16 protein-coding genes are annotated in these 23,580 nt (G+C 43.8%); 7 read left to right on the top strand and 9 right to left on the bottom strand.

Annotated features, from left to right (window positions below):
* Nucleotides 1-42: 42 nt before the first annotated feature.
* The 5 genes from N5E84_RS10065 to hemL form a co-directional block, all read right to left on the bottom strand.
* Nucleotides 43-1,713, bottom strand: a complete 1,671-nt coding sequence (locus N5E84_RS10065; RefSeq protein WP_069212218.1) for an ABC transporter substrate-binding protein — start codon at nucleotides 1,711-1,713, stop codon at nucleotides 43-45.
* A gap of 744 nt (nucleotides 1,714-2,457) precedes the next feature.
* On the bottom strand, nucleotides 2,458-5,850 hold the full coding sequence (locus N5E84_RS10060; protein WP_029388441.1) for a response regulator: 3,393 nt from the start codon (nucleotides 5,848-5,850) through the stop codon (nucleotides 2,458-2,460).
* 199 nt (nucleotides 5,851-6,049) lie between these two features.
* On the bottom strand, nucleotides 6,050-7,093 hold the full coding sequence (gene rsmC, locus N5E84_RS10055; RefSeq protein ID WP_019283245.1) for a 16S rRNA (guanine(1207)-N(2))-methyltransferase RsmC: 1,044 nt from the start codon (nucleotides 7,091-7,093) through the stop codon (nucleotides 6,050-6,052).
* A gap of 83 nt (nucleotides 7,094-7,176) precedes the next feature.
* Nucleotides 7,177-8,262 (bottom strand): AI-2E family transporter, encoded by a 1,086-nt coding sequence (locus N5E84_RS10050; protein ID WP_017045856.1) that lies wholly within the window; start codon nucleotides 8,260-8,262, stop codon nucleotides 7,177-7,179.
* Nucleotides 8,263-8,539: 277 nt separating this feature from the next.
* On the bottom strand, nucleotides 8,540-9,835 hold the full coding sequence (gene hemL, locus N5E84_RS10045) for a glutamate-1-semialdehyde 2,1-aminomutase (protein ID WP_029388440.1): 1,296 nt from the start codon (nucleotides 9,833-9,835) through the stop codon (nucleotides 8,540-8,542).
* 322 nt (nucleotides 9,836-10,157) lie between these two features.
* Between hemL and erpA the strand changes: the two genes are divergently transcribed.
* The 3 genes from erpA (at nucleotide 10,158) to N5E84_RS10030 (ending at nucleotide 14,839) form a co-directional block, all read left to right on the top strand.
* Nucleotides 10,158-10,499, top strand: a complete 342-nt coding sequence (gene erpA, locus N5E84_RS10040) for an iron-sulfur cluster insertion protein ErpA (RefSeq protein WP_026027518.1) — start codon at nucleotides 10,158-10,160, stop codon at nucleotides 10,497-10,499.
* Between the two features lie 126 nt (nucleotides 10,500-10,625).
* A complete protein-coding gene (locus N5E84_RS10035; RefSeq protein ID WP_017045854.1) occupies nucleotides 10,626-11,732 on the top strand; it encodes an efflux RND transporter periplasmic adaptor subunit in 1,107 nt (368 codons plus the stop codon).
* An 8-nt stretch (nucleotides 11,733-11,740) separates the two neighbouring features.
* Complete coding sequence (locus N5E84_RS10030; RefSeq protein ID WP_019283243.1) at nucleotides 11,741-14,839, top strand: efflux RND transporter permease subunit; 3,099 nt, start codon at nucleotides 11,741-11,743, stop codon at nucleotides 14,837-14,839.
* A 51-nt stretch (nucleotides 14,840-14,890) separates the two neighbouring features.
* On the opposite strand, the gene N5E84_RS10025 is transcribed toward N5E84_RS10030, so the two are convergent.
* A complete protein-coding gene (locus N5E84_RS10025) occupies nucleotides 14,891-16,183 on the bottom strand; it encodes a peptidoglycan DD-metalloendopeptidase family protein (protein ID WP_017048386.1) in 1,293 nt (430 codons plus the stop codon).
* Between the two features lie 129 nt (nucleotides 16,184-16,312).
* Between N5E84_RS10025 and tyrS the strand changes: the two genes are divergently transcribed.
* A complete protein-coding gene (gene tyrS, locus N5E84_RS10020; protein WP_019283242.1) occupies nucleotides 16,313-17,500 on the top strand; it encodes a tyrosine--tRNA ligase in 1,188 nt (395 codons plus the stop codon).
* A 481-nt stretch (nucleotides 17,501-17,981) separates the two neighbouring features.
* Nucleotides 17,982-18,827: a magnesium transporter gene (locus N5E84_RS10015; protein WP_029388439.1), complete on the top strand. Its 846-nt coding sequence runs from the start codon at nucleotides 17,982-17,984 to the stop codon at nucleotides 18,825-18,827.
* Here the strand turns inward: N5E84_RS10015 and dacB are convergent.
* Both dacB and ompU read right to left on the bottom strand, forming a co-directional pair.
* Nucleotides 18,806-20,248, bottom strand: a complete 1,443-nt coding sequence (dacB, locus tag N5E84_RS10010; protein WP_019283240.1) for a serine-type D-Ala-D-Ala carboxypeptidase — start codon at nucleotides 20,246-20,248, stop codon at nucleotides 18,806-18,808. The two genes, N5E84_RS10015 and dacB, sit on opposite strands and share 22 nt — an antisense overlap.
* A 99-nt stretch (nucleotides 20,249-20,347) precedes the next feature.
* Nucleotides 20,348-21,319: a porin OmpU gene (gene ompU / locus N5E84_RS10005; protein WP_069211894.1), complete on the bottom strand. Its 972-nt coding sequence runs from the start codon at nucleotides 21,317-21,319 to the stop codon at nucleotides 20,348-20,350.
* 566 nt (nucleotides 21,320-21,885) lie between these two features.
* Between ompU and greA the strand changes: the two genes are divergently transcribed.
* Nucleotides 21,886-22,359: a transcription elongation factor GreA gene (gene greA / locus N5E84_RS10000; RefSeq protein WP_013857625.1), complete on the top strand. Its 474-nt coding sequence runs from the start codon at nucleotides 21,886-21,888 to the stop codon at nucleotides 22,357-22,359.
* 88 nt (nucleotides 22,360-22,447) lie between these two features.
* Here the strand turns inward: greA and yhbY are convergent, their stop codons facing one another.
* Nucleotides 22,448-22,744, bottom strand: a complete 297-nt coding sequence (gene yhbY, locus N5E84_RS09995; RefSeq protein ID WP_010318529.1) for a ribosome assembly RNA-binding protein YhbY — start codon at nucleotides 22,742-22,744, stop codon at nucleotides 22,448-22,450.
* Nucleotides 22,745-22,863: 119 nt separating this feature from the next.
* Here yhbY and rlmE point away from each other — a divergent pair, with 119 nt between their 5' ends.
* Nucleotides 22,864-23,493: a 23S rRNA (uridine(2552)-2'-O)-methyltransferase RlmE gene (rlmE, locus tag N5E84_RS09990; protein ID WP_010318530.1), complete on the top strand. Its 630-nt coding sequence runs from the start codon at nucleotides 22,864-22,866 to the stop codon at nucleotides 23,491-23,493.
* Nucleotides 23,494-23,580: the final 87 nt, after the last annotated feature.

Genomic DNA, 23,580 nt, shown 5'->3' with positions numbered 1-23,580 from the left:
TTTAGCGGCGCACGAAGTACGCCGCAAGGAATGAACTTCTACTTACTTAACTGGTTTTAGGTCCAGTACGTGTAATAGACGCTCAGGGATACCAGCCCAAATGTTTGGACGACCCTTAGGATTTTCTTCGTTCCACCAGCCGCTAAAGCGTGCTGTGTTGTATTGGTACATGTAAGCACCTGACATTACAGGGATGGTCACTTGGTTTTCAGCAATGATTTTCTGAATTCCGTGAGCGATTTCTAGCTGCTCATTTTTATCCGCTGTTTTGTAGAAGCTGTCTAGCAAAGTATCTAGCTTGTCGTTTTTGTAGAAGTGCATAGCAAAACGAGGCATACCTTCACCTTTCTGTAGTGCAGAGTTGTATGCACTGTTCCAGTATAGATGTGGATCCGCACCGTGGAAGTAGTTGGTGTAAGCGACGTCATAAGTACCTTCAAGCATTGCTTGGTTATAAACCGCAAACTCTGGAGTACGAGCACGTGCTTTGATGCCTACTTCGGCAAGCTGTTCAACGGCAAGTTGTACCGTGTTGTTGAAGTCAGTCCAGCCATTTGGTGATTGAACAAGTAGCTCAAAAGATTTACCTGATGGAGTATCAACAAAACCGTCTTTGTTCACGTCTTTGAAGCCCGCTTTAGCAAGCAGTTTTTTCGCGCCTTCAACGTTGTACGTGTTGTAGCCTTTGTACTTATTGTGGATGTTTTCATCAGACCAAGCTTGGAATGCATAACCTAAGCCTGAAGCGAAGTCATTAACGGTACCGCCGCCATAGAAAGCGATATCGATAATAGTTTGACGGTCAAGAGCCATAGAGGATGCGCGACGGAAATCAACGTTGCTTAGCGCTTCATTTTTTACTGCATCTGGGTTTTTGAAGTTAACCATAAATGCTTGTGTGCCTGATGGCGGATACCAGTAGTGGTGGCTAGGGCTTGCAGCGGCATAAGTACGGTCAATATCTGGAACGAATGAAGAGGTCCAATCGAGTTCAGAGTTAACAATTTTACCTAGCAATTGGTCATTGTTTGCAATTTGAGGTACACGCAAACAGTCAACCTCAAGGTTTGCAGCATCCCAGTAATTCGGGTTACGGCATTGGATGTATAGCTGTGGAGTGAAGGTGTCGATTTCAGTAAACGGACCAGTACCTACAGGGTTCTCGTTGGTGAAAGTCGCTGGATCTTTCACATCTTTCCATACATGCTCAGCAACGATAGGAACTAACGAGATTTCATAAGGTACGTTTGAGTTAGCTTCACTTAAACGGAAACGGATTTGGTAGTCGTTCAGTTTTTCTACGCTCGTTACCCACTTGTTGATACCGCGTTGGTCGAGTTCAGGTTTATTTTTCAATAAGCCATAAGAGAACACGACATCATCCGCTGTAAATGCTTGACCATCTGACCATTTAACACCTTTACGGATATCAAAAGTAACACTCATTAGGTCATCAGACATTTTAAAGCCTTCAGCCAAACGCATAACGGGTGTATTACCATGCATTTCGTTGAAGATGACCAGTGGTTCATAGATGAAATCAGTGGTCGTACGTAGGTTTGTTGCTAGATACGGGTTAAAGTTACGTACCATTGTAGGGTAGAAATCAGGTACGATCGTTAGCTCACTGCGTGCGGCTGCTGGAGCTGAAAGGCTCGCTGCGGCGGCGATTACTGCAGCGGCTAGCGCTGTTTTTTTAATATTGGCAAGCATAGCTGTTCCTTACTATTTGCTTTCATTTCACTAATGGATATGAATGTCATCAATTGATAAACACTCTCCAAGGCCTACCTCATTGCGTGTTAACAAACCGGAGGAGTTGGTCAACATGAGTGGCCTGTAGACCTTTGGCAGGAGTAAGAAGACACCTTGGAGAGAAAATTATCAATTTGAATTCCCGTTAAAAACGTCAATTTGTAGAAAGTGATCGTTATAAACGTCAATTTACCATCTTTGGTTTGATTTTTACTCTCATTTAGGTCAGTGATCTGCCTCTCATACTCAATTCGATTAACTTATAGTTGTAAGCGCTCGCTATCTTTTTATCCCTTTATTTTTAATGTTTTTTTGTTTTTTTTGTATCATGAGATCTTGCTCACTTATAGTTTTATCGTTAATTTTTTTACTTAAATTAATTCTGCCGAATTGTTGTGATTCGGTTCGCAATCTGGATCTTTATTCATCTTCAATTGAAAATCTGCTGGTGAAATTGCCTAGAAATCAGTTTTTACTTCCAATTTTCATCATCATTTTGCCTCTTTTTTTCTATTGAGAAGTAAGGTTTGTAATATGCAGTGAATAAGGCGTACCAGAGTAATGGATGCTTGAGGTTAACATTGATTAAATTTAACTAGTCATAACTCTGGATGCATCAATGGGGTGGTTGTTCCGTTGATGGTCATGGAAATATAGTGATAAAAAAGCCTGCAGAGTGCAGGCTTAATGGTGTTGATGTACTTAGAGTGATGAGGTCAGTAGCTTTTGCAATTTATCGCGCTGCGCTTCGATGTGAGAGCGTTCAGGGCCGTGCTCCTGACAATGATCAAGAATGTAATCTAACGAATTAAGAACGGTACGCCAGCGAGGTGTTTTAGGCAGTGTCTCGATACGTAAGTACTTGTCTAGTGTCCGAGTCTGTAATGTGCTTCTATCGAGATATACTCGCCATAGCCCACTCTGCTCTGCAAAGGTAAACTTGCTTTGGTTACTGACCCGTTCCCAGTAATCTAAAGCACTGGTCATTGCTTCAACCAGTACTTCGCGCATTAAATCTTGCTTAGATTGACTCTCTCCCGATACTTTGTCGGCGATACGTGTGAACTCGCCACCGAGTTCTTTGAGCTGTTGCAGTTTTTCTTTATCGCCTTCAAATGCGTAACTGGATAGCGCTTCAATAGCGGTTTCAAGGTTATTGATGCGCGCTGCATTGATGTTTCCACCCACGTTAAAGATGTACATAGCCTGCAACCCAGAGCCATCCGGTAGTCGTAACACATCAGCAGACATATGCTGACGTGTATCTTCGACATAGATATCGATATTACCGCAGTAATGCTCTTGCTCGACGACTAAGTATTTGGGGGCGATGAGTTCTTCCGCATTTGAGCGCTTTAGTTGTTCTTGGCTGCGCTTAAATAACCGAGCAGCCGCTTCGTTCGCAAAGCGGATTTTATGATCGTCTCGAATGCAAATAATGGCCTCAGGAGCGGATTCGAGCTGCTCTAGTAGACGGCCTTGGGTTTCCAATAAACTGGCCTCTACCATTGCTCTATGCTTCAGCTCTTGTTGCAGTTGGTTGTTCTCAATACGTCTTTGTTCAGCTTTACTGGCCGTTAAATGCGCCGTAATACGTGCAGCGAGCTCTTGCTTATTAAACGGCTTCGATAAGTAATCGTTCGCTCCCGCTGCAAAACCACGAACTCTATCGTCAGTTTGATTTAATGCCGTCAACATAATGATAGGTAGCTCGGCATGATCGTATGTTTCTCTTAACTTTTCACAGACTTGGTAGCCGCTTAATCCTGGCATCATAATGTCGAGCAGTAGAAGTTCCGGTTTTTCTTTTTCGACCGCGCTAATGACTTCATTGCCATCTTTAGCGGTGCGGACTTGATAGCCTTCTAAACGTAGGAAGCTGTCTAGGACACGCAGATTGACGGGTTCATCATCTGCTATCAGTAGCACTGGGCCTTCTTTATTTTCAGGTAGTGAATGCATTTCAGGCAGTTCAATGTCTGAAATGGTCGGAGATTGGAAATGGCCAGCTTCCATATAGCTTGTCGATTCAATTTCCGCTTTTGATGCTAATGGTAAGGTAAAACTGAATGTCGTACCGACCATAGGTTGGCTACTGACATAAAGCGTTCCTTGCATTAATTCGATCAATTGACGGCTGATCGAAAGACCTAAGCCTGCGCCTTGTCGATAACGACTGGCATCTTGCCCTGCTTGAATCAGTGGTTCGAAGATGTGTTCAAGTTGTTCAGCAGGAATGCCTTGCCCCGTATCGACAACTTGGACACGAATCTTGTCATCAACCACATTGGCTGAAATGACAATTTTCCCTTCAGTCGTATATTTAATGGCGTTTCCTACAAGGTTATAAAGCACTTGCTCTAATCGTTGTGGATCGGCAGAGACCCAAATGCATTCATCAGGGATTTGGTTTATTACGCGAATGGGCTTTTTGTTGAGTAGATGGTTAGACAGCTCTAACACTAAGCGTGTTGCACCGGATAGATCAACAGCACACTGTTTGATATCCAAGCTGCCATAGCGCATCTTATGATAATCGAGTAAGTCATCGACCAAGTTTGTCAGCCGTTGTCCACTGCTGATGATTATGCCCAATTGATAACGGTGATCGGCGGTGATCGTGCCACTTGACCCAGAGATCAGCGCTTCTGCAATACCGACCATACCGTGCAACGGTGTTCTTAATTCATGTGAGGTTGTGGCTAGGAATTCATCTTTTAGTTTGTTAGCGAGATGCAACTCATCGTTCTGTTTGCGGATTAATTGAATGTTGCTTTCGAGCTCTTTATTTTGCGCTTTAATCAGCTGCATTTTTTCTCGAATCGAACGCTGCATACGTTCAAAACTCACTGCGAGCCGACCAATCTCATCTTTACGATCGGTATTGATAACGTTTTCATCTAAATCCCCAGCTGAGACTTTTTCTGCCGCCCAAGTGAGCTTCAGTAGGGGAGAGGTAATAAAATTAGAGAGATAATGTGAAGCGATGACGACTAAAATAATCGCGGTTAGCATGGCGAAAATAAACAACTTCTCAAGCTGATGAACTCGCGCATAAGCCTCTTTTTCTAGTATCTCTACGACCAAGGCCCAATTGATGTTTTTGTTTGCAACAGGTGCATAGGCGGCAATGGTTTTCTCATTCAATGTATTAGTGTAAGTACCAACGGCACTCAATCCAGAAAGCGCAAGATTGATCACTTTTTGACTAGTCTCGATTTCTTGCTGCGTGTAAGAGAGTATTCGAGAATGATGATCTTGCCCGACGAGTAAAGTTCTTATTTGCGATGTCGCATTGGTGTCAGCAACGAGCTTTGTGATGCCATTATTTGGTAGGCGGAACATGGCGTAGCTGTGCAGGTAGCCCTGTTGAATAATGGGCGCGCCAAGCCAAGCAACTGATTGCCCTTCTTGTTGTGAAAAATCAGAAATAATGACTGGTGTATATTCCTCATTGATTTTTCGTTGTTCGCCAACTTGCTGCTCTAACTGGCGGAATGTTTTACCCAGATTGCTATCTTTGTATTTTCCGGTCAGTAAATTCGTCCCATAGTTGTCGTGCTTATAAACGGAATAAACGACATCACCATCGAGATCCACCAGTAAAATATCGTCAAAATCAGAACGTTTAAGCAGTTCTAAATACGCCCAATGATAGCGTTTGTGCAGTAGGCGATACCGTTCACTGCCTACATAGCTGCTCGATTGTGGCAATATTGACGTTTTTATCTGATCACCAGAGCCAGGAATATAACGCTGCTGGGCATGCTCACGAGCTTGATCAATATCCAGACCAAGTCTTTGGAACGCATTGACTAAGCCGTAAAAGCGCCCTCCACTAGCATAAGCTAACTCTGAACGGACAAACCCCATCACTTCTGATTCTTTGGCCGTGAGGTAATCGAGAACTTGCTGTTGCTTAGTGTCTCTGACTGACAATAAGTGAGACGTGCTTTGTTCTTGAAGATCTTTAGTGTGTGATTGCAGAAAAAAAATGGCAGTCACAGTTAAAGGCGTGATGCTCAAAACGAGAAAAGCCAGCATAAGAGTATTTTGCAGGCGCTTAAATTTTTGCTTACGAGAGAACCTAAACATAGAAAAAGGCATTACTTTCCGTGAGGCTTTAACGGCATGAGGTAGTCGTTAAAGTGAATGAAAAAAACAAAGAAAACCTAAAGTGACGAAATTAACGAGTTTTTTTACTTTGACAAGTAAGTCCTGTGGAAAGCGTGGTCACTAACGCAAAATTCGTAAAAATCATCCAGTTTAGTGACCAATTGAGAGTGGATTACACTTATTGTTGCGACTTTTGTAATGTTTTTTTTGCGTGGTAAATGATGAATTTGTTAGTCTTATTTAACACCTCGCAATGACCATAAGCCTGTTCAATCAGCGGGGTATATTTAAGAAAACTGTTGGCCACAATAAAAAGTTCGCCTTTCACGGTTTGATGGCTTGGTGCGTTAGCCAGTAAGGCTTCTGTCGCACTATAGCTGGTCTCTAATCCGGAGTGGAAAGGGGGGTTTGAGACGATAAATTGATAATCTTTAGCGGTATCTGAGTAGACATCAGAGGCAAATACATTCCCTGATATGTTATTCGCTATCAAGGTTGCTTTGGTTGATTCAATCGCAAGCGCGCTGATATCGCACAGTTCAATCTCGATATCTGGGTTTAATGTGGCCATTACAGTACCCAACACACCAGCACCACAACCAAAGTCGAGAACTTTTCCTCTCAGTTTAGGTAGTGTATCGAGTAACAGTTGGCTGCCGAGGTCAAACTCGCCATGACTAAATACGCCAGGTAAACTTTTTACAATCAGTGAGTGTTGCTGATACTGCACCTGATAAGTTTTGAACCAGTCTGCAATCTGGAAGCTTGGTGGCTGCTGGGTGCATTGCCCCCAATAGAACGAACAGCGTCGAGCTGAATCATACTTTTTAACCACCCCATAAGCTGCAAACATTTTTTCAATGCTTTTTATGCCCGAGCGGTTTTCACCCACGACCACAATCTCAGTCTCTTTGCCCAGTTTGGCCAACAGCATTGCAAGCAGATATTCAGCTTCCTGCTTCGCTTTGGGCCAGTAAAGCAGAATCATGTCAGCATCGGTTTTTTGCTCAAATTGAGCGCCAAAATGACATGTAATTTGCGGATAGGATTCGAGTTGGCGGTAGTAACCATAATGAGTGGTGAACACCGAAACAGAGCGACAATGATTAGCTAACTCTACAGGAAATAAATCCTCCGCTTCTCCAGCCACTAAAAGATGTTTTCCTTCGAAATAAGCAAGCTGACGTTGGGCAATTTGACTTGGTGCGGTGTAACTGGACATAGTGGGCTCTGCGCTAAAAAAGAGGGGCAGATTCTCGCACAGTCTGCCCCTTGCTTCTAGCTTGATCGTCAGTAAGTCAAAAGTTAGCTATTATCTTGTTGATTGAGAAAACCTTTAAACTCTTCCTCATAAATATTAAACAGCACCATAGTGATGGCAAAAATGAGTGGGCCGTAAATTAACCCAATCAGGCCAAACAGCTGAATACCACCGAGCAGAGAAAAGAAGATCATTAATGTGTTCATGCCCGCGCTCCCTTGCATTAAAAAGGGCCGCAATAAATTATCAATTGAGCCAACAACTATAACGCTCCAGAGGGCCAAGAATATGCCCCATGTGCTATCTCCGGTTAGAAAGAGATAAATAGTGGCTGGAATCCATATCAGAGCAGTACCGACAACTGGAATAAACGAAGCAAACCCCATCATGGTGCCCCAAAATAACCCAGGGAAACCGGCGAGCCACATACCAAACCCACCCGCAAAGCCTTGCGCTATTGCGGTTAAAAATGACCCCATGACAGCCGATTTGGAGACTTGCTCAATTTCGCAGAGCAACCTGTCTTCTTGACTACGCGACAATGGCAAGATGTGCCTAAGAGCGCTGATGAGCTTATCGTGATCACGGAGTAGGAAAAACAACACGAACAGCATTAAGAAGAAATCCATCAAAAAACTGGTCGCATCACCCAGCACTTTTGCGCTAATACTGACCAAGTTGGTGCCAAATGAACTGGCAAATTGCCCCACTTTTTGTGCGATTTGTTGTGGCTGAATTTCATCAAAGGGCAAATATTGATTCGCAATGGCGAGTCCTTTGACAATCCAAGGATGAGCAAAGGCGGTTTGAATGCCACCATGGGTGACCCATTGGTACATGTTCTGAGAAAATACCGACCCTTGCTGCACAATAGCAGCAAAGACAAACAGCAGTGGAATCACAATAATAAACGTCAAAATAATACACGAGAGAAACGAGGCGGTATTTTTGTATTTGGGGATTTTTCGTTCGAGCCACTCATGAATGGGAAACATCAATAACGAGATGATGAAAGCCATCACAATCGAGTTGATATAAGGTGCAATCAACAGATAACAAGCAATAGCCGCAGCGACAAGTGCCGCAATGAGCACCCAGTGGCTAGAGGTGATTTTCACTTTTTCTGACACGTTGTTAATCCAACCTTGTAAAGTAATAGGGTTATAATGACTGCAAATCAGCGTGTTATCAATGAGGAACTGATGAGATGGGATGTTGTGATAATGAAAAAGGGTGTCAAAACCAGCATAAAAAAAAGTTGAAGCTACCGTGGTTTGCCATCAGCATGATGGCGTTGGTCGTTTTAGTGATTTATTACTGGCAATAGTAGCTTGCTTATTGAGTCTGAAATGAATAAAGGGCTGATTTACAGCCCTTTATAATTATGATGAGTCAGCCTAATGGTGCTTATTCCGCTTGAGCTGCCATCATCGCAAAGCAGCGATCGGCCGCTTCTAATGTCGCTTCAATTTCTTTGGAACCATGCGCCAAAGAGGTAAAACTTGCTTCAAAAGCTGAAGGCGCTAAATAGACACCATGATCGAGCATCAAATGGAAGAAGCGCTTGAAACGTTCAACATCACATTTTGCGACTTCTTCATAACAGGTGACGCGTTCTTGATCGGTAAAAAAGAAGCCGAACATGCCACCAACTTGGTTGACCAGCAAAGGAATACCGTGTTTGTCTGCGAGTTCTTTGAATCCATCAGCCAATTGCTTTGTTTTGGCCGCGAGACGTTTTTCATTGCCTTCTTCTTTTAGAAGCGTCAAGCAGGCATAACCCGCAGCCATAGCCACAGGGTTACCTGATAGCGTACCAGCTTGGTACACCGGGCCCGTTGGAGCGATGTATTGCATCACATCACGGCGTCCACCAAAAGCGCCAACAGGCATACCACCGCCAATCACTTTCCCTAGCGTTGTTAAGTCTGGTTTGATGTTGTAGTAAGCCTGTGCACCACCTAGTGCAACACGAAAACCTGTCATTACTTCATCAAAGATCAGCAGAGCGCCTTCTTGGTCACAAATCTCACGTAAGCCTTCATGGAACCCTTCTACTGGTGGAATGCAGTTCATGTTGCCCGCGACTGGTTCGACGATAATGCAGGCTATTTGGTCTTTATTGGCCGCGAACAATTCACGTACAGATTCTAAATTATTAAAAGTGGCGGTCAGTGTATGTTTAGCAAAATCAGCAGGCACACCAGGAGAGCTTGGTTGGCCTAATGTTAAGGCGCCAGAGCCTGCTTTTACTAGCAAACTGTCCGCATGACCGTGATAGCAGCCTTCAAATTTTAAAATTTTATCGCGCCCAGTGAATCCACGAGCTAAACGAATGGCGCTCATCGTCGCTTCGGTACCGGAACTGACCATACGCAACTGTTCCATCGATGGAACCAGCTCAGAAACTAATTCTGCCATATCGATTTCCATCTCGGTCGGCGCACCAAAACTGAGACCGCGCTGCGCTGCGCCTATCACGGCTTCACGAATGACCGCGTGATTGTGGCCTAGTATCATTGGCCCCCAAGAGCCGACATAATCAATATAAGCTTTGCCATCAGCATCAAAAATCAACGGGCCGTCTGCGCGGTCGATAAAAATCGGCGAGCCACCAACTCCGTTAAAAGCACGTACAGGAGAGTTAACTCCACCGGGGATTGCACGTTGTGCCTTTTGATAAAGCTCTGCTGATTTGGTCATGGATTTATCCTCTTCTGCTTGTTCGGACCAGTTGGTGTCGCATTGTATACCCAAACTCACCAAAGACACTTTTTTTCACTCATTTTCTGAGCCCATTCACAGCCAAATAAGCGCCGTATAGTGTACAACTCACGCGACAGTGAGTGTTTTTTCAGTGCATAATGCCTCGATAGTTGGAGTTTTAGCTTAAGTGACGGTGAATACTTGAACGAATAGGTCAGGTATTAGATAATCATTGCATTATTAAAAAAGAATCACCTTTACAGGCATAAGTTAAGCATAATAAGTCTGACAGGTATTAACACGAGTGAGAGAGGCCATCGTGAGTGAAGTAAATGTACCATTGTCATTTTCTGATACTGCAGCACAACGCGTAAAAATGTTGATTGCTGAAGAAGAGAATCCAGCGCTAAAACTGCGCGTTTATATTACTGGTGGTGGTTGTAGCGGTTTTCAATATGGGTTTACCTTTGATGAAAATGTGAACGATGGCGATACCACAATCGTTAATAGTGGCGTGACATTAGTGGTTGACCCGATGAGCTTACAATATTTGATAGGTGGCATTGTCGATTACACAGAAGGCCTAGAAGGCTCTCGTTTTTTTGTCAATAATCCTAATGCAACAACAACATGCGGTTGTGGTGCATCATTTAGTGTTTAACTAAAAAAGGTTCGATGCACAATTAATCTACTGTAGCTAATTAAGCTTAATAGCCCTACGTATTTGGATGTTATGTAGGGCTTTGCCTTAACCTTAAGAAGGCAAGAACATAATAAAGGATTATTTATGCCTGATACCAAAATCAGCCGTTCATCTATTGGCCGCTTTTTTTCGCAACGACCTTGGCTACTCTCGACGATTTTTATTTTACTTCTCTGTTTTTGGTTAGGTTTTGGGGCATTGAAAGCGGAAGAGCCCCGGCAAACTGCCAATGACACCATTCCTTTTGCGAAAGTTATTTACCAATCTTTTGAGGCTGAATTGACCGATAAGCATATCGATCTTTACGGTCGGACCGCACCTAATCGTCAAGCTAAAATTGGTGCTGAAATCGCAGGGAAAATTACTCAGATATCGATAGCAAAAGGACAGCCTGTCAATAAAGGACAACAGATCGTCTTAATCGATCAAGCTGATCTAGCGGCTCAATTAGAGAGTGCGCAAGCCTTGTTCAAACTCAAACAAAAAGAATTCAGTGCCGCTGAGTCGTTAAAGAATCGAGGCTTACAAGGCGAAGTGGCCTTTGCTTCGGCGCAAGCCGCTTTGGCGGAAGCCAGCGCTGTGCAAAGTCGTGCTCAATTGGCTTTGCGTAATACGTCAGTTGTGGCTCCCTTCGATGGCATTGTTGAAGACATCTTGATAGAAAAAGGCGATTTTGTCGGAGTAGGTGACCCGATGGTCACCTTTATTGATCTCAGTAAATTAGTGATAGAAGCGGATGTCAGCGAACGACACATCCAAAAAATCAAACAAGACCAAATTGCTCGTGTACGTTTTATCGATGGTTCTACTGTCGATGGCAAGGTTCGTTATATTTCTCGCGTCTCATCGCCTACCACCAACACGTTTGCTATCGAAGTGGAATTAGACAATCCCAATCAAACGATCCCCGCGGGTGTGAGCGCTGAAGTGGAGATGAGTTTGGAAACACAACTGGCGGTGAAAATCACGCCGGCCATGCTTGCGCTTGATGATCAAGGAAATTTAGGTGTTAAAACTCTGCAGCAAGATCGTGTTCGCTTCATCCCCATTCAATTGGTAAAAGCGGAGCAAGATGGTGTGTGGCTAACTGGGCTAGGGGAGACGGTGGATATTATCACCGTTGGGCAAGGTTTTGTTCGAGATGGTGATCAAGTGATTGCGGTCAAGAAACCTAACCACTCAGCGCAGTAGAGGGCGCCATGTTTTCTATTATTGATGCGGCGCTATCTCGCTCGCGCACTATGTTATCGCTGCTGATTTTTATCTTGATCGCTGGCGTAGCGACCTATTTTTCGATCCCTAAAGAATCGAGCCCTGACATTACTATTCCTATTATTTATGTCTCCGTAAGTCATCAAGGCATATCACCGAGTGATGCTGAGCGCCTTATCGTGCGGCCCCTAGAGCAAGAAATGCGCTCTATTGAAGGCGTAAAAGAGATGACGTCGAATGCTTCCGAAGGGCATGCTTCTGTAGTTTTGGAATTTAACGTTGGCGTTAACCTTGATAAAGCGATGGCGGATGTGAGAGATGCGGTCAATTTGGCCGAGCCGAAGCTACCAGCAGACAGCGATGAGCCGACCGTGAACGAAGTAACATTGGCATCAGAGCAACCGGTATTATCAGTGGTACTTTATGGCACTTTACCAGAGCGAGCTATCGTACAAATTGCAAGGCAGTTGAGAGACAAATTAGAAAGCTACCGACAAGTATTAGAAGTTGATATCGCTGGCGATCGCGAAGATATTGTTGAGATCATTGTCGATCCCCTATTGATGGAAAGTTACGGACTCGATCAAGGCGATATTTATAACTTAATTGCGCTGAATAATAAAGTCGTTGCGGCGGGTTTCGTCGATACGGGCTACGGACGTTTTTCCGTAAAGGTTCCTTCAGTTTTTGAATCCTTGAAAGATGTGTTAGAGCTTCCGGTGAAGGTTGATGGTAAGCAAGTAATCACCTTTGGCGATATCGCGACCGTCAGACGAGCATTTCGGGACCCCGAAAGCTTTGCTCGTTTAGATGGCAAATCGGCGGTGGTGTTGGACGTTAAAAAGCGTGCTGGTGAAAATATCATCGAAACCGTTGAGCTGGTAAAAACGGTAATGGGAGAGGCGCAAAAACGGGAAGATTGGCCAAGTAATTTGTTGGTGAAATACACGTGGGATGAGTCGAAAGACGTTGAAATCATGCTCAACGATCTACAAAACAATATTCTGTCGGCCATTATTTTAGTCGTGATCGTGATTATCGCTATTTTGGGAATGAGGACGGCGCTGCTGGTTGGTATCTCAATACCAGGCTCATTTTTGACCGGATTACTAGTCTTGTCGGTGTTTGGGCTAACCGTCAATATTGTCGTGTTATTTGCATTAATTATGGCGGTTGGCATGCTGGTTGATGGAGCCATAGTGGTAACTGAGTTTGCTGATCGGCGCATGCAAGAAGGTGTGCCGCGTAAAGAAGCGTATCGAGATGCCGCAAAACGGATGGCATGGCCGATTACCGCATCAACCGCTACCACTTTAGCCGCTTTTGCCCCTCTGCTTTTTTGGCCGGATATCACGGGTGAGTTTATGAAATACTTGCCTCTCACGCTTATCGCTACACTGGCTGCTTCACTGATTATGGCACTGCTTTTCGTACCTGTGCTAGGAGGCTTAATTGGCCGACCGCAACATGCTTCGGCTGCCAGTCAAGCACGGATGATTGCTTTACATGAAGGTGATTTTGCCCAAGCGACGGGCATCACCAAGCTCTATTATCACACGTTGGCCATTGCGATTCGTCACCCACTTAAAATACTGTTCAGTGCGATAGTGCTCGCGATTGTGATTGGTTTTGCTTATGCCAAAGCAGGGCTCGGTGCCGAATTCTTCCTTGAGGTGGATCCACCTTATTTCACCGTTAAAGTTCGTTCTTATGGCGATCTTTCCATCCAAGAAAAAGACACCTTAATGCGAGAAATTGAGCAGGTGATGCTTGGTCATGAGGAATTTGAGAGCGTCTATACTCGAACGGGGGGAGAGGATGAAATTGACCAGATTCAAATTACCCCTGTTGATTGGCAATATCGCCGCACCGTCAAAGCGATTATTGAAGAGCTTAAAAGCACCACAGATCAGTTTTCAGGGGTGGAAATCGAGTATAAATTTCCAGATGCAGGGCCACCGGTTGAGCATGATCTGGTGATTGAAATGTCGGCGCGTACTCCTGAAAATCTTAATGAGGCCGCTAAAATGGTCAGAAAGTGGGCTGATAACAATCCCGCGTTGACTAATATCAGTGACACCTCAAATAAAGAAGGAATTGACTGGCGAATTGATATTCGACGTGATGATGCTTCTCGATTTTCAGCCGATGCGACATCGGTGGGTAACACAGTGCAATTTGTGACTAATGGACTAAAAATTGGTGACTACTTGCCTGATGATGCAAACGAAGAGGTCGATATTTTGGTGCGTTATCCAGAGGATAAGCGGGATATTGGTCGATTTGATCAGTTACGGGTCAACACACCCGCAGGTCTGGTGCCGATAACCAATTTTGCGCAGATAAAACCGGATCACAAACAAGATACGATCAAACGGATTGATGGTCGACGGGTTATCGATATTATGGCGGATCTAAAGGAAGGGTATAATCTGGCCCTTGAATTGCCGAAAGTTACTCAAGCATTGTCGGAACTGAATTTACCTAATGGGGTGGAGTTTAAATTACGAGGACAAAATGAAGAGCAGGAACACTCCTCAGAATTTCTAAAAAATGCCTTTTTGATTGCGCTGGTGGTTATGGGGTTAATTCTGGTTACGCAATTTAATAGTTTTTACCAAGCATTCCTCATTTTAAGTGCAGTACTGTTTTCAACGGTCGGAGTATTTGCGGGTCTGCTGATTTTCCAAAAACCTTTCGGCATTATTATGTCAGGTATTGGGGTCATCGCCTTGGCCGGCATCGTGGTGAATAACAATATCGTATTGATAGATACTTATAACCAACTGATACGCAGAGGCTTGTCCAAACAAGAGGCCATTTTACGCACTGGTGTTCAGCGTTTAAGACCCGTCTTATTGACCACAGTGACGACTATTTTAGGGTTATTGCCAATGGTACTGGAGATGAATATCGACTTGATTAACCAGAAAATTGAGTTTGGTGCTCCCAGCACGCAATGGTGGTCACAACTCGCCACGGCCGTTGCGGGAGGCCTTGCTTTTGCCACTGTATTAACGTTAGTACTGACGCCTTGCTTGTTGATGTTGGGGCGTAAGGAACCACCACCTACTCTCGAAGAGTAATCTGCTCAATCTTACATAATGAGGCCCACATTATTGGTGGGCCTTTTTTTATTATTTATTGGCATAGAGTAATTGGCTATAGCGTTCTAGCTTCCCAAGCCTAATTTGAGCATTGGCGATAAAGGTGGTTTTTGCTTGGCCCGTCAAGGATTTAGATTGTGGTAAAGAGACCGTTCTTGGGTTTTTGTGTACACCGTTGACCAAAAATTCATAGTGGAGATGAGGGCCGGTGACTCTTCCAGTCCCTCCTAAAGTACCAATCGTTTGTCCTTGCTTGACTCGTTGACCCGTTTTGACCATACGTCGTTGTAAGTGTAGGTATTTGGTAATGTAGGTGTTGCTGTGACGAATAAACACATAATTACCATTAAATTGGTTGTAACTTGATTTCTCAACCACACCATCGCCGGCGGCCCAAATTGGGGTACCAACTGGCGCGGCATAATCGGTTCCTCTGTGTGCGGTGACTTTTCCTGTGACGGGGTGGCGACGCACAGGATTGAAATTTGATGTCACGCGACGAAAATCGATCGGTGAGCGTAAAAAGGCCTTTTTCATGGCCCGGCCATTTTCGTCATAGTAATTGCCTGTTGCATCGTCCAATATTGCTGTGAACGTCGTACCTTGGTTGGTAAAGGCGGCGGCAATGATATTTCCGCGGCCAATTACCTCACCTTCCACCACCTTTTCTTGGAATAGCAGCTTAAATTGGTCACCTTCACGAATATCTAACGCAAAATCCACATCCCAACCAAATATACCCGCTAACTCCATGATTTGGTTTGCTGTTAAACCCGCGCTTATCCCCGCATTCCAAAAATTTGAAGTAATGATCGCTTCGGCATAGTTGTACTGGAACATCAGCTCTTTTTTATCAAACTCAGAAGTAAAGCCATCGCCCGATTTAGTGATACGAAAGGTTTCAAAGGCGCTAATAATGCGATTGAGTTGAACAAGTTCATTATTTTCATCAAAGCCAAATTGCAGCTCATCTCCTGGCTTAAGTCGTGAAAGCTGGCTGTCAATATCACGATTTGTTGCCGTGAGTTGATAGAGTAAGCGAGCCGAAAGCCCAATTCGCTGAAATAATACGGCGGCACTTTCACCCGATTTAACTTGATAAGTTTCCCAACGCAGCATGGTGGAAGGCGAGATAGATATTCCCGGAGAGAGTGCTTCTGCGTTAATGGTTAATGGATAATGGCGACCAATTTCTAGACGATTTGGATCCTGAGCGAGATCTTCAGGGTTTGGCAGAAATAGCAGCGCGAAAACCATGAGTGCGCTTAAAAAGGCGATGAGGATTCGATGCACCCAAGGGAGACGAGCGAAAATTGAAAGCATATTTAGGTTCGTTTAGTAAATTATAAAGAAATTAGCTGGTTCGTTAGTCTAACTGGTTTCAAAAAGCATCGCTATTCAAGTAAGATGTTCAACTATTAAATTTTGCCAAATCTGTAGGAGTGAACAAGAATGGCGAGTATTGAAGCGGCTTTAGCTGAAATTAAACGCGGCGTTGAAGAACTAATCCCAGAAGATGAATTGATCGCGAAACTGAAAGAAAACCGTCCACTACGCATTAAATTAGGTGCTGATCCAACGGCTCCAGATATCCATCTTGGACATACGGTGATCCTCAATAAATTACGTGCATTTCAAGATTTGGGCCATGAAGTCACCTTTTTGATTGGTGATTTCACGGGTATGGTTGGTGACCCAAGCGGTAAAAATACCACGCGCCCACCGCTCACTCGTGACGATGTTTTGCGTAATGCTGAAACCTATAAGACACAAGTGTTTAAGATTCTTGACCCGGCTAAAACGAAAATTCAGTTTAACTCTGAATGGTTGTCTCTATTGGGTGCGGAAGGCATGATCCGTCTTGCATCGAACCAAACAGTGGCACGCATGCTAGAGCGCGATGATTTCAAAAAGCGCTACGCTAATGGTCAGCCTATTGCCATTCATGAATTCATGTATCCACTCCTACAGGGTTATGATTCAGTCGCAATGGAGACAGATGTTGAGCTTGGCGGTACTGACCAAAAATTCAACCTATTGATGGGCCGTGAACTGCAAAAAGCACATGGTCAAAAACCACAAGTTGTCTTGATGATGCCACTGCTTGTTGGTTTGGATGGCGAGAAAAAAATGTCCAAATCAGCGCATAACTACATTGGTGTCAGTGAATCGCCAAGTGAAATGTTTGGCAAAATCATGTCGATCTCTGACACATTAATGTGGAGCTACTACGAGCTGCTTTCTTTCCGTCCATTGGAAGAAGTCGCACAGTTCAAAGCTGATGTTGAAAATGGCACGAACCCACGCGATCTCAAAATCTTACTGGCGAAAGAGATCATTGCACGTTTTCACTCTAAAGAAGAGGCGGATGCGGCTGAGCAAGAGTTTATCAACCGCTTCCAAAAAGGTGCGATGCCAGAAGAGATGCCAGAATTTGAATTTGCAGCGGGTATTGCTATCACTAACCTGCTCAAAGAGGCGGGTTTAGTGGCTTCAACGTCTGATGCGATGCGAATGATCAAGCAAGGCGGAGCCAAACAAGATGGCGAAAAAATCGACGACAGCAAAAATGTACCAGCCGCGGGGACTTATGTTTACCAAGTCGGCAAGCGTAAGTTCGCACGAGTTATTGTAAAGTAAAAATCACAGTAAAGTGAACTGTCTATTCATCAAAGCGCCTAAGGGCGCTTTTTTGCTGGGCCTGATCTTGGCATATTAATTAGTCATTAAATCTTCAATCTGAATGGTGTGGTTGGGTATGCGTGAAATTGGAACGCATTGGATGCAAAGATCAGAGTGTATTTCGCCAAAGGCTTTGGTACAATTTGCGCACTGCTAATTGAGCAGTACTTTCGGAGATTTTTATGAACAATACCGACCATCCCCCTAGTATGAAGGGAGAAAAATAACCGCTTTCGGTATTGGCGATCTTCGCTCCTACCTTCAGTGGTAGGGCTTATCTTTTCTGATTTACACCTCTCGATTTTTCTCCTGCTCTCTAGTTTGAGATGAAAACTTATCTGTGAATTACATTGATGAACAATGACGTCATTGCTCACGAATATATTGCATTTGGGTATCATTTCGATGGTCGTTACCTTTGCCAATCGGGAGATTCGCCATGACGGTAATGAGCAACATTTATATTGAAAATTCACCTAATTTTTCTTTGGAAGAGATTGGTGCGGCTCGTAATGCATTTTTGCAGTACGAACAGCAAAAACAGGTACATTTATTGGCAGTGATGCCTATCGAAGAGGCAGTGGCGATTTTACGTCACTGTACTATTGGTTATGTTCAGCAACTACTCAGTGAATTAGATAAAGGGGGCTATGACATTCGCGCTCGCCATTACGCTAACCAATTGGGGTTTATTTACTCAGAAGTTGAAACGGCGCAAAGCTATTTAACCACTAGCGTGATTGAACATGTGAAGCAGCGTATTGGCTGGATTATTGTATTGGCACTACTTGGTATCGTATCCGGGCTGATTATTACCCAGTACGAAGATACATTGAGCCAGCTTGTGCTCTTGGCTGTGTATATGCCTGTTATTGCCGCTGCAGGTGGGAATACTGGCTCGCAAGCTGCGACGTTAGTCGTGCGCGCGTTGGCGGTTGGTGAATTACGCAAACGTCAATGGTTGCGTGTATTGTGGAAGGAGTGCCGTGTTGCGGTTTGCCTTGCGTTGGCTATCTCTGCGGTGATGGTGGCTCGCATTATGTTGTTTAGTGATGCCAACTCAACCGGAGGCTTTCCACTAGAAAACATTGCGTTTGCAATTGCGGTTGCGCTCTTTATCCAAGTCACCATTTCCACGACGATTGGCGGCTTATTACCCATTGCTACGCGCGTTTTTAAATTAGACCCTGCGGTATTAGTTAGCCCTGTACTGGCTTCTATCGTCGATATTTCGGGTATGTGGATCTACTTTAACGTGGTGAACTATTCATTAGGACTGAGCTGACTGAACTTAACGACATCTTCAAAGAAGAGCGTCTCAAATTGAGCAATCGGGGCGGTAACACTAGTGTTATCGCCTTGATCTTGCGGATAATAATCAGTGATGAATTGAACAAATAATGTACTCGGTTTTCCTTGTTTATCTAAACCGAAGCCCGCCATGTTATGCGTTCCATAAAGCGAACCACTTTTGGCAATTAGCTGCCCTTGTATAGCTTGGCCACGCATACTACGTCGGTACTGTAAGGTACCGGATTCACCTGCTTTAGGCATGATGTCAATAAGCTTAAGGGTTTGATTATTAATCCAAATGTAATTCAGCACATCCACCATATTTTGTACTGACAGGCGGTTGTTACGTGATAAACCCGAACCATCAGCCAACTGAGCTTGTGCCAAGTTGATGCCTGTTCGAGAAAAAAGGATCTGCTTGATCGCCTCGGTGCCATTACTAAAACTGCCGGGTTGAATAAAAAAATGCTGGCCAAGTGTTTTGGTTAAACTGTCAGCAATCAAATTGTCAGACTCTTTAAGCATCATTTCTAACAACGGGTACAGTGGCATAGATTGATGTGTTGCTATCAATGAATCCTTTTCTATGCTCAGTTCATCTTGCTTTACACCCAGCTTAACCTCGCCTAGCAATTCAATGCCCACTTGTTTGAGTTGCTTATAAAGCATACGTGTGGCGTATAAGTTTGGGTCTTGCACGGCAAACTTTAGTGGCAGAGGTTGTGTTCGCTCTGCCAAACAGCCGTCGAGCTGGTAATGGTTCTGCTCTGAAGTGCGCAGTTCTAAATCACAGCGAGCGCTCTCTTGTTCAGTCTTAGTGACACTTCTTGCGTAGCTGGTCACGTGAATGGGATACTGCTCAGGCACATAAACCCGAGTTTTCCCGTTCGGCTGCGTATAAATAGAGGCTTGCACACAATTACCATCCAGAGTGATTGCACTTGATGGGGCGCTATAGCATACCCCCAGAATATCCCAAGGTGATCCAACCGCGCGGTCGTAACCTGAAAAGGCTGAATTATCTAACCAAAGGTTGCCTTTTATTTGTGAGATGCCCTGTTTTTTTAGCTCGCTGAGTAGCTGCTTCATATCTTGGCTGGTTAACGTAGGGTCGCCAGAGAAGTGAATAACAATGTCATCGCCATGTTGAGTTAGCTGAGTTGTGAAGCGAAATTGTTCGCCAAGCTCTAGCGTGGCGGCAAGCGCAGTGAGCATTTTTAAAGTGCTGGCAGGAGGGAAAAGCGCTTGTATGTTATTAGTATCTTGAAAAACCTGTGCAGTGGCTAAAGAGTGAACGAATAAACCCACCCGAGTACCTTGTGGCAGTGTTTGCAAAGGCGTATACGCCAAAGTCGATAAAGGAAAGAAGAACGAGAGGATGAATAAAAAAGTACTGCGGTTTAATAAGAGCATAACACGGCATTTCAGGGCGGAGTGTGCATACAGTATAGCGAGATACAAAAACGCCTGCTAGCAAGCAGGCGTTTTAAATCTATGACATTAAGCCAAGAATTAGAAGTCGTAACGTAGACCTAGTGCTAGTTCGTCTTCAGATTTAGCTTTAGCTTTACCTACTTTGTCTGAATCAAGTAGGTTGAAGTTGTAAGAGATGTACGAACGGAAGTTAGGTTTGAAGAAGTAAGTTGCATCAACTGCAACGTAATCAATAGAAGTTACATCACTTGTTTCGGCGTTGTTGTAGGTTGTTGTGAATACCGCTTGGCCCATTGTATAGGCTGCAGCTAGTTCATAACCAGTGTAATCAACGTTAGTGTCTTTTTCGCCGTCAGTGAATACACCTGCGAAGTAGAAATCAGAGATGGCGTAAGATGCAGCAAGCATGTACTCGTTTTGAGTATCTTGGTCAGCATAGCCCGCACCTAGCTTAACGCCAGTGTCGCCGATTGCATAGATAGCCGATAGAGAGTAGCCGTCTGCGTTGTTATCTGCATAACCACCGTCAGGCGCATTCTCTGTACGATCTGCAAATTTATAGCTTGCTTTAACGCCTAGGTTATCGAATTGACCTTTATAAGCCACCATGTTGTCTACGCGGTCTGCTACAGCAATTTTGTCTGCTGCATTGTTACCGTGGTAAGACATGATATTAGTAAAGTCAGTGATAACACCTAGCGCGCCGTCGTTTTTACCGTAAGTCACTTCACCAAAGTTACCGCCGATACCTGCATAAGTGTAACGGTTGTCTAGGTTATTATTTGACTTATTTTCGCCTTGGTCGTTAGTAGTGAACTCACCTTCGTAGAAACCAACACCGTATAGGCTGTCGTTGATCGCTACTTTACCTAGGAAGTTTAGACGTACGCGTGATGCATCGTCCGCTTTGCCATCTTTAAGAGAAAGACGAGCTTCTGCGCGGCCGCCCATTTCTAGAGATGTACCGTCTTGGTTGTATAGCTCACCAGCATTTACACCAGTTACTACTGCAGCAGCTGATACTGCTAAAGCAATCAGAGTTTTGTTCATCTTATTAGTCCTAATTTACTGTCCATAAATATTTTTATTTGCGACGTCTATATCGTCCTTCGAGTGCTTTTGAACATTGAGTTGCATAGGTTGAGTTGCATAGGTGGGTTTTGTAAACCTTCACTAACGTACAACCAAACGTTACTAGCATTTCGTGTTCTACTTTTTACTCTTAAGTTCCGAAATTAGTTAGTAAAATGATATAAAACAGGTTTATGAACACCGTTTTATTTTGTGTAAATAAATATCAAGTCTTTGTTTTTTATTTGGTTTATTGGTTTTTATCAACTGGTCTGAATAGTTTGTTTTTTATTTTTTTTTAGTGAAGCGGGTCGGTTTTTTGTGCGAAAACATTCGTGAAAATGAGCTTTGTGTCTGTTTTTTATCACTTTCCCCCAAACTCATTCACAGAAACCTGACAGGGGTCACGTGTGATTTAAGATGATTTAGTCACGAAGTTTGATTACACTGATTAGCAACTATGTTAATCCATGTACTACCTAACCTTTGTTGTGTTGGGTGGTTTTGTTTTGCCCAAATACGAATTTTGGCATTAGAGGTATAAAATGGAAAAAGTTCCAATGACAGTTCGTGGTGAACAATTGCTGCGCGAAGAGTTAGATAGGCTGCTAAAATTACGTCCACAAATTACCCAAGCTATTGCAACCGCACGTGAACTTGGCGACCTAAAAGAAAATGCGGAATATCACGCTGCTCGAGAAGAGCAAGGTATTTGTGAGGCTCAAATTCGTGATATTGAATATAAGCTATCTGTTGCTCAGGTGATCGATATCACTAAAATGGAAAATACAGGCAAAGTGATTTTTGGTTCAACAGTGACATTGATTGACAGTGATACTGATGAAGTGAAACGCTACCAGATTGTGGGTGAAGATGAAGCTGAGATTAAATCTGGGCGCATTTCTGTCAGCTCACCGATTGCCCGCGGTTTGATCGGTAAAATGGAAGGTGATGAGGTGATTATCGCCACTCCTGGTGGTGATAAAGATTTCGAAATCGATAAAGTTGAATACCTCTAATTCATTTCAACAACAATCAAAAAGGTCGCAGTGTGCGACCTTTTTTTGTCTGTATCCATCAGAGTCAGAGCGTCGATAACGCGACTGATTACTTACGAGGGATCTCGATTTTACGTTGCTCGGTTTGACGAAATAGTACGAGAATCTTACCAATGGTTTGTACTTTTTCTGCGCCAGTCTCACGCACGATAGCATCGATAATCAACTGTTTAGTTTCGCGATCTTCGGATGCTACTTTCACTTTGATCAGTTCGTGGTGGTTGAGGGCAATCTCGATTTCCGCTAGAACAGCCTCAGTGAGTCCATTCGCGCCCATCAGTACAACAGGTTTCAAACTGTGTGCTAGGCCTTTAAGGTGCTGCTTTTGTTTGGTGCTTAGGTTCATTATGCGGCCAATTTTATTTAATATAAGGGTTGAAAAAAGCTATTTTAACGCCATCTATCCCTGAAGACTATATTTTCTACCATACTTTCTTGGATGGAAACATTTCAGTTAGGAATCGAATGAGTAAACAGAAGCATTCGGCCAGCTCTAGTCGCTGGTTGAAAGAACATTTTGATGATAAATACGTGAATGAAGCCAAAAAGAGAGGTTATCGTTCGCGTGCTATTTTCAAAATAGAAGAGATTCAAAATAAAGATAAACTGCTTAGGCCAGGAATGACTGTTGTGGATTTAGGGGCGGCTCCCGGCGGGTGGTCTCAATATTCAGCGGGTATCGTCGGTGATAAAGGCCGAGTGATCGCGTGTGATATTTTGCCGATGGATCCTATTGTTGGCGTTGCTTTCTTACAAGGCGATTTTCGTGAAGAGGCCGTACTAGAAGCACTATTAGATCGTATACAGCCTGATATGGTTGATGTGGTGATGTCAGACATGGCACCTAACATCGCCGGAAATAATTCGGTTGATCAGCCAAGGGCAATGTATTTGGTTGAACTAGCTCTAGATATGTGTCGACAAGTTCTTACTCCAAATGGTAGTTTTGTGGTCAAGGTTTTTCAGGGAGAAGGCTTTGATGATTATGTCAAAGAAGTTCGAAACCTGTTTAAAGTCGTGAAAATAAGAAAACCAGACTCTTCGCGAGCTCGCTCAAGAGAAGTCTTTGTTGTAGCCACTGGTTACAAAGGTTAACGTTTTTGCTGTACAAGGCATAAGTTAACATATGGCTACAGGTTACAAACTGTAGTACCCTACCTTTAATTACAATTAGTTATCGCG

Origin of the sequence: Vibrio sp. J502 (genome assembly GCF_025397955.1) — a bacterium.
GTDB classification, from domain to species: Bacteria; Pseudomonadota; Gammaproteobacteria; order Enterobacterales; family Vibrionaceae; genus Vibrio; species Vibrio anguillarum.
This window is presented reverse-complemented; position numbering and strand designations above follow the sequence as displayed.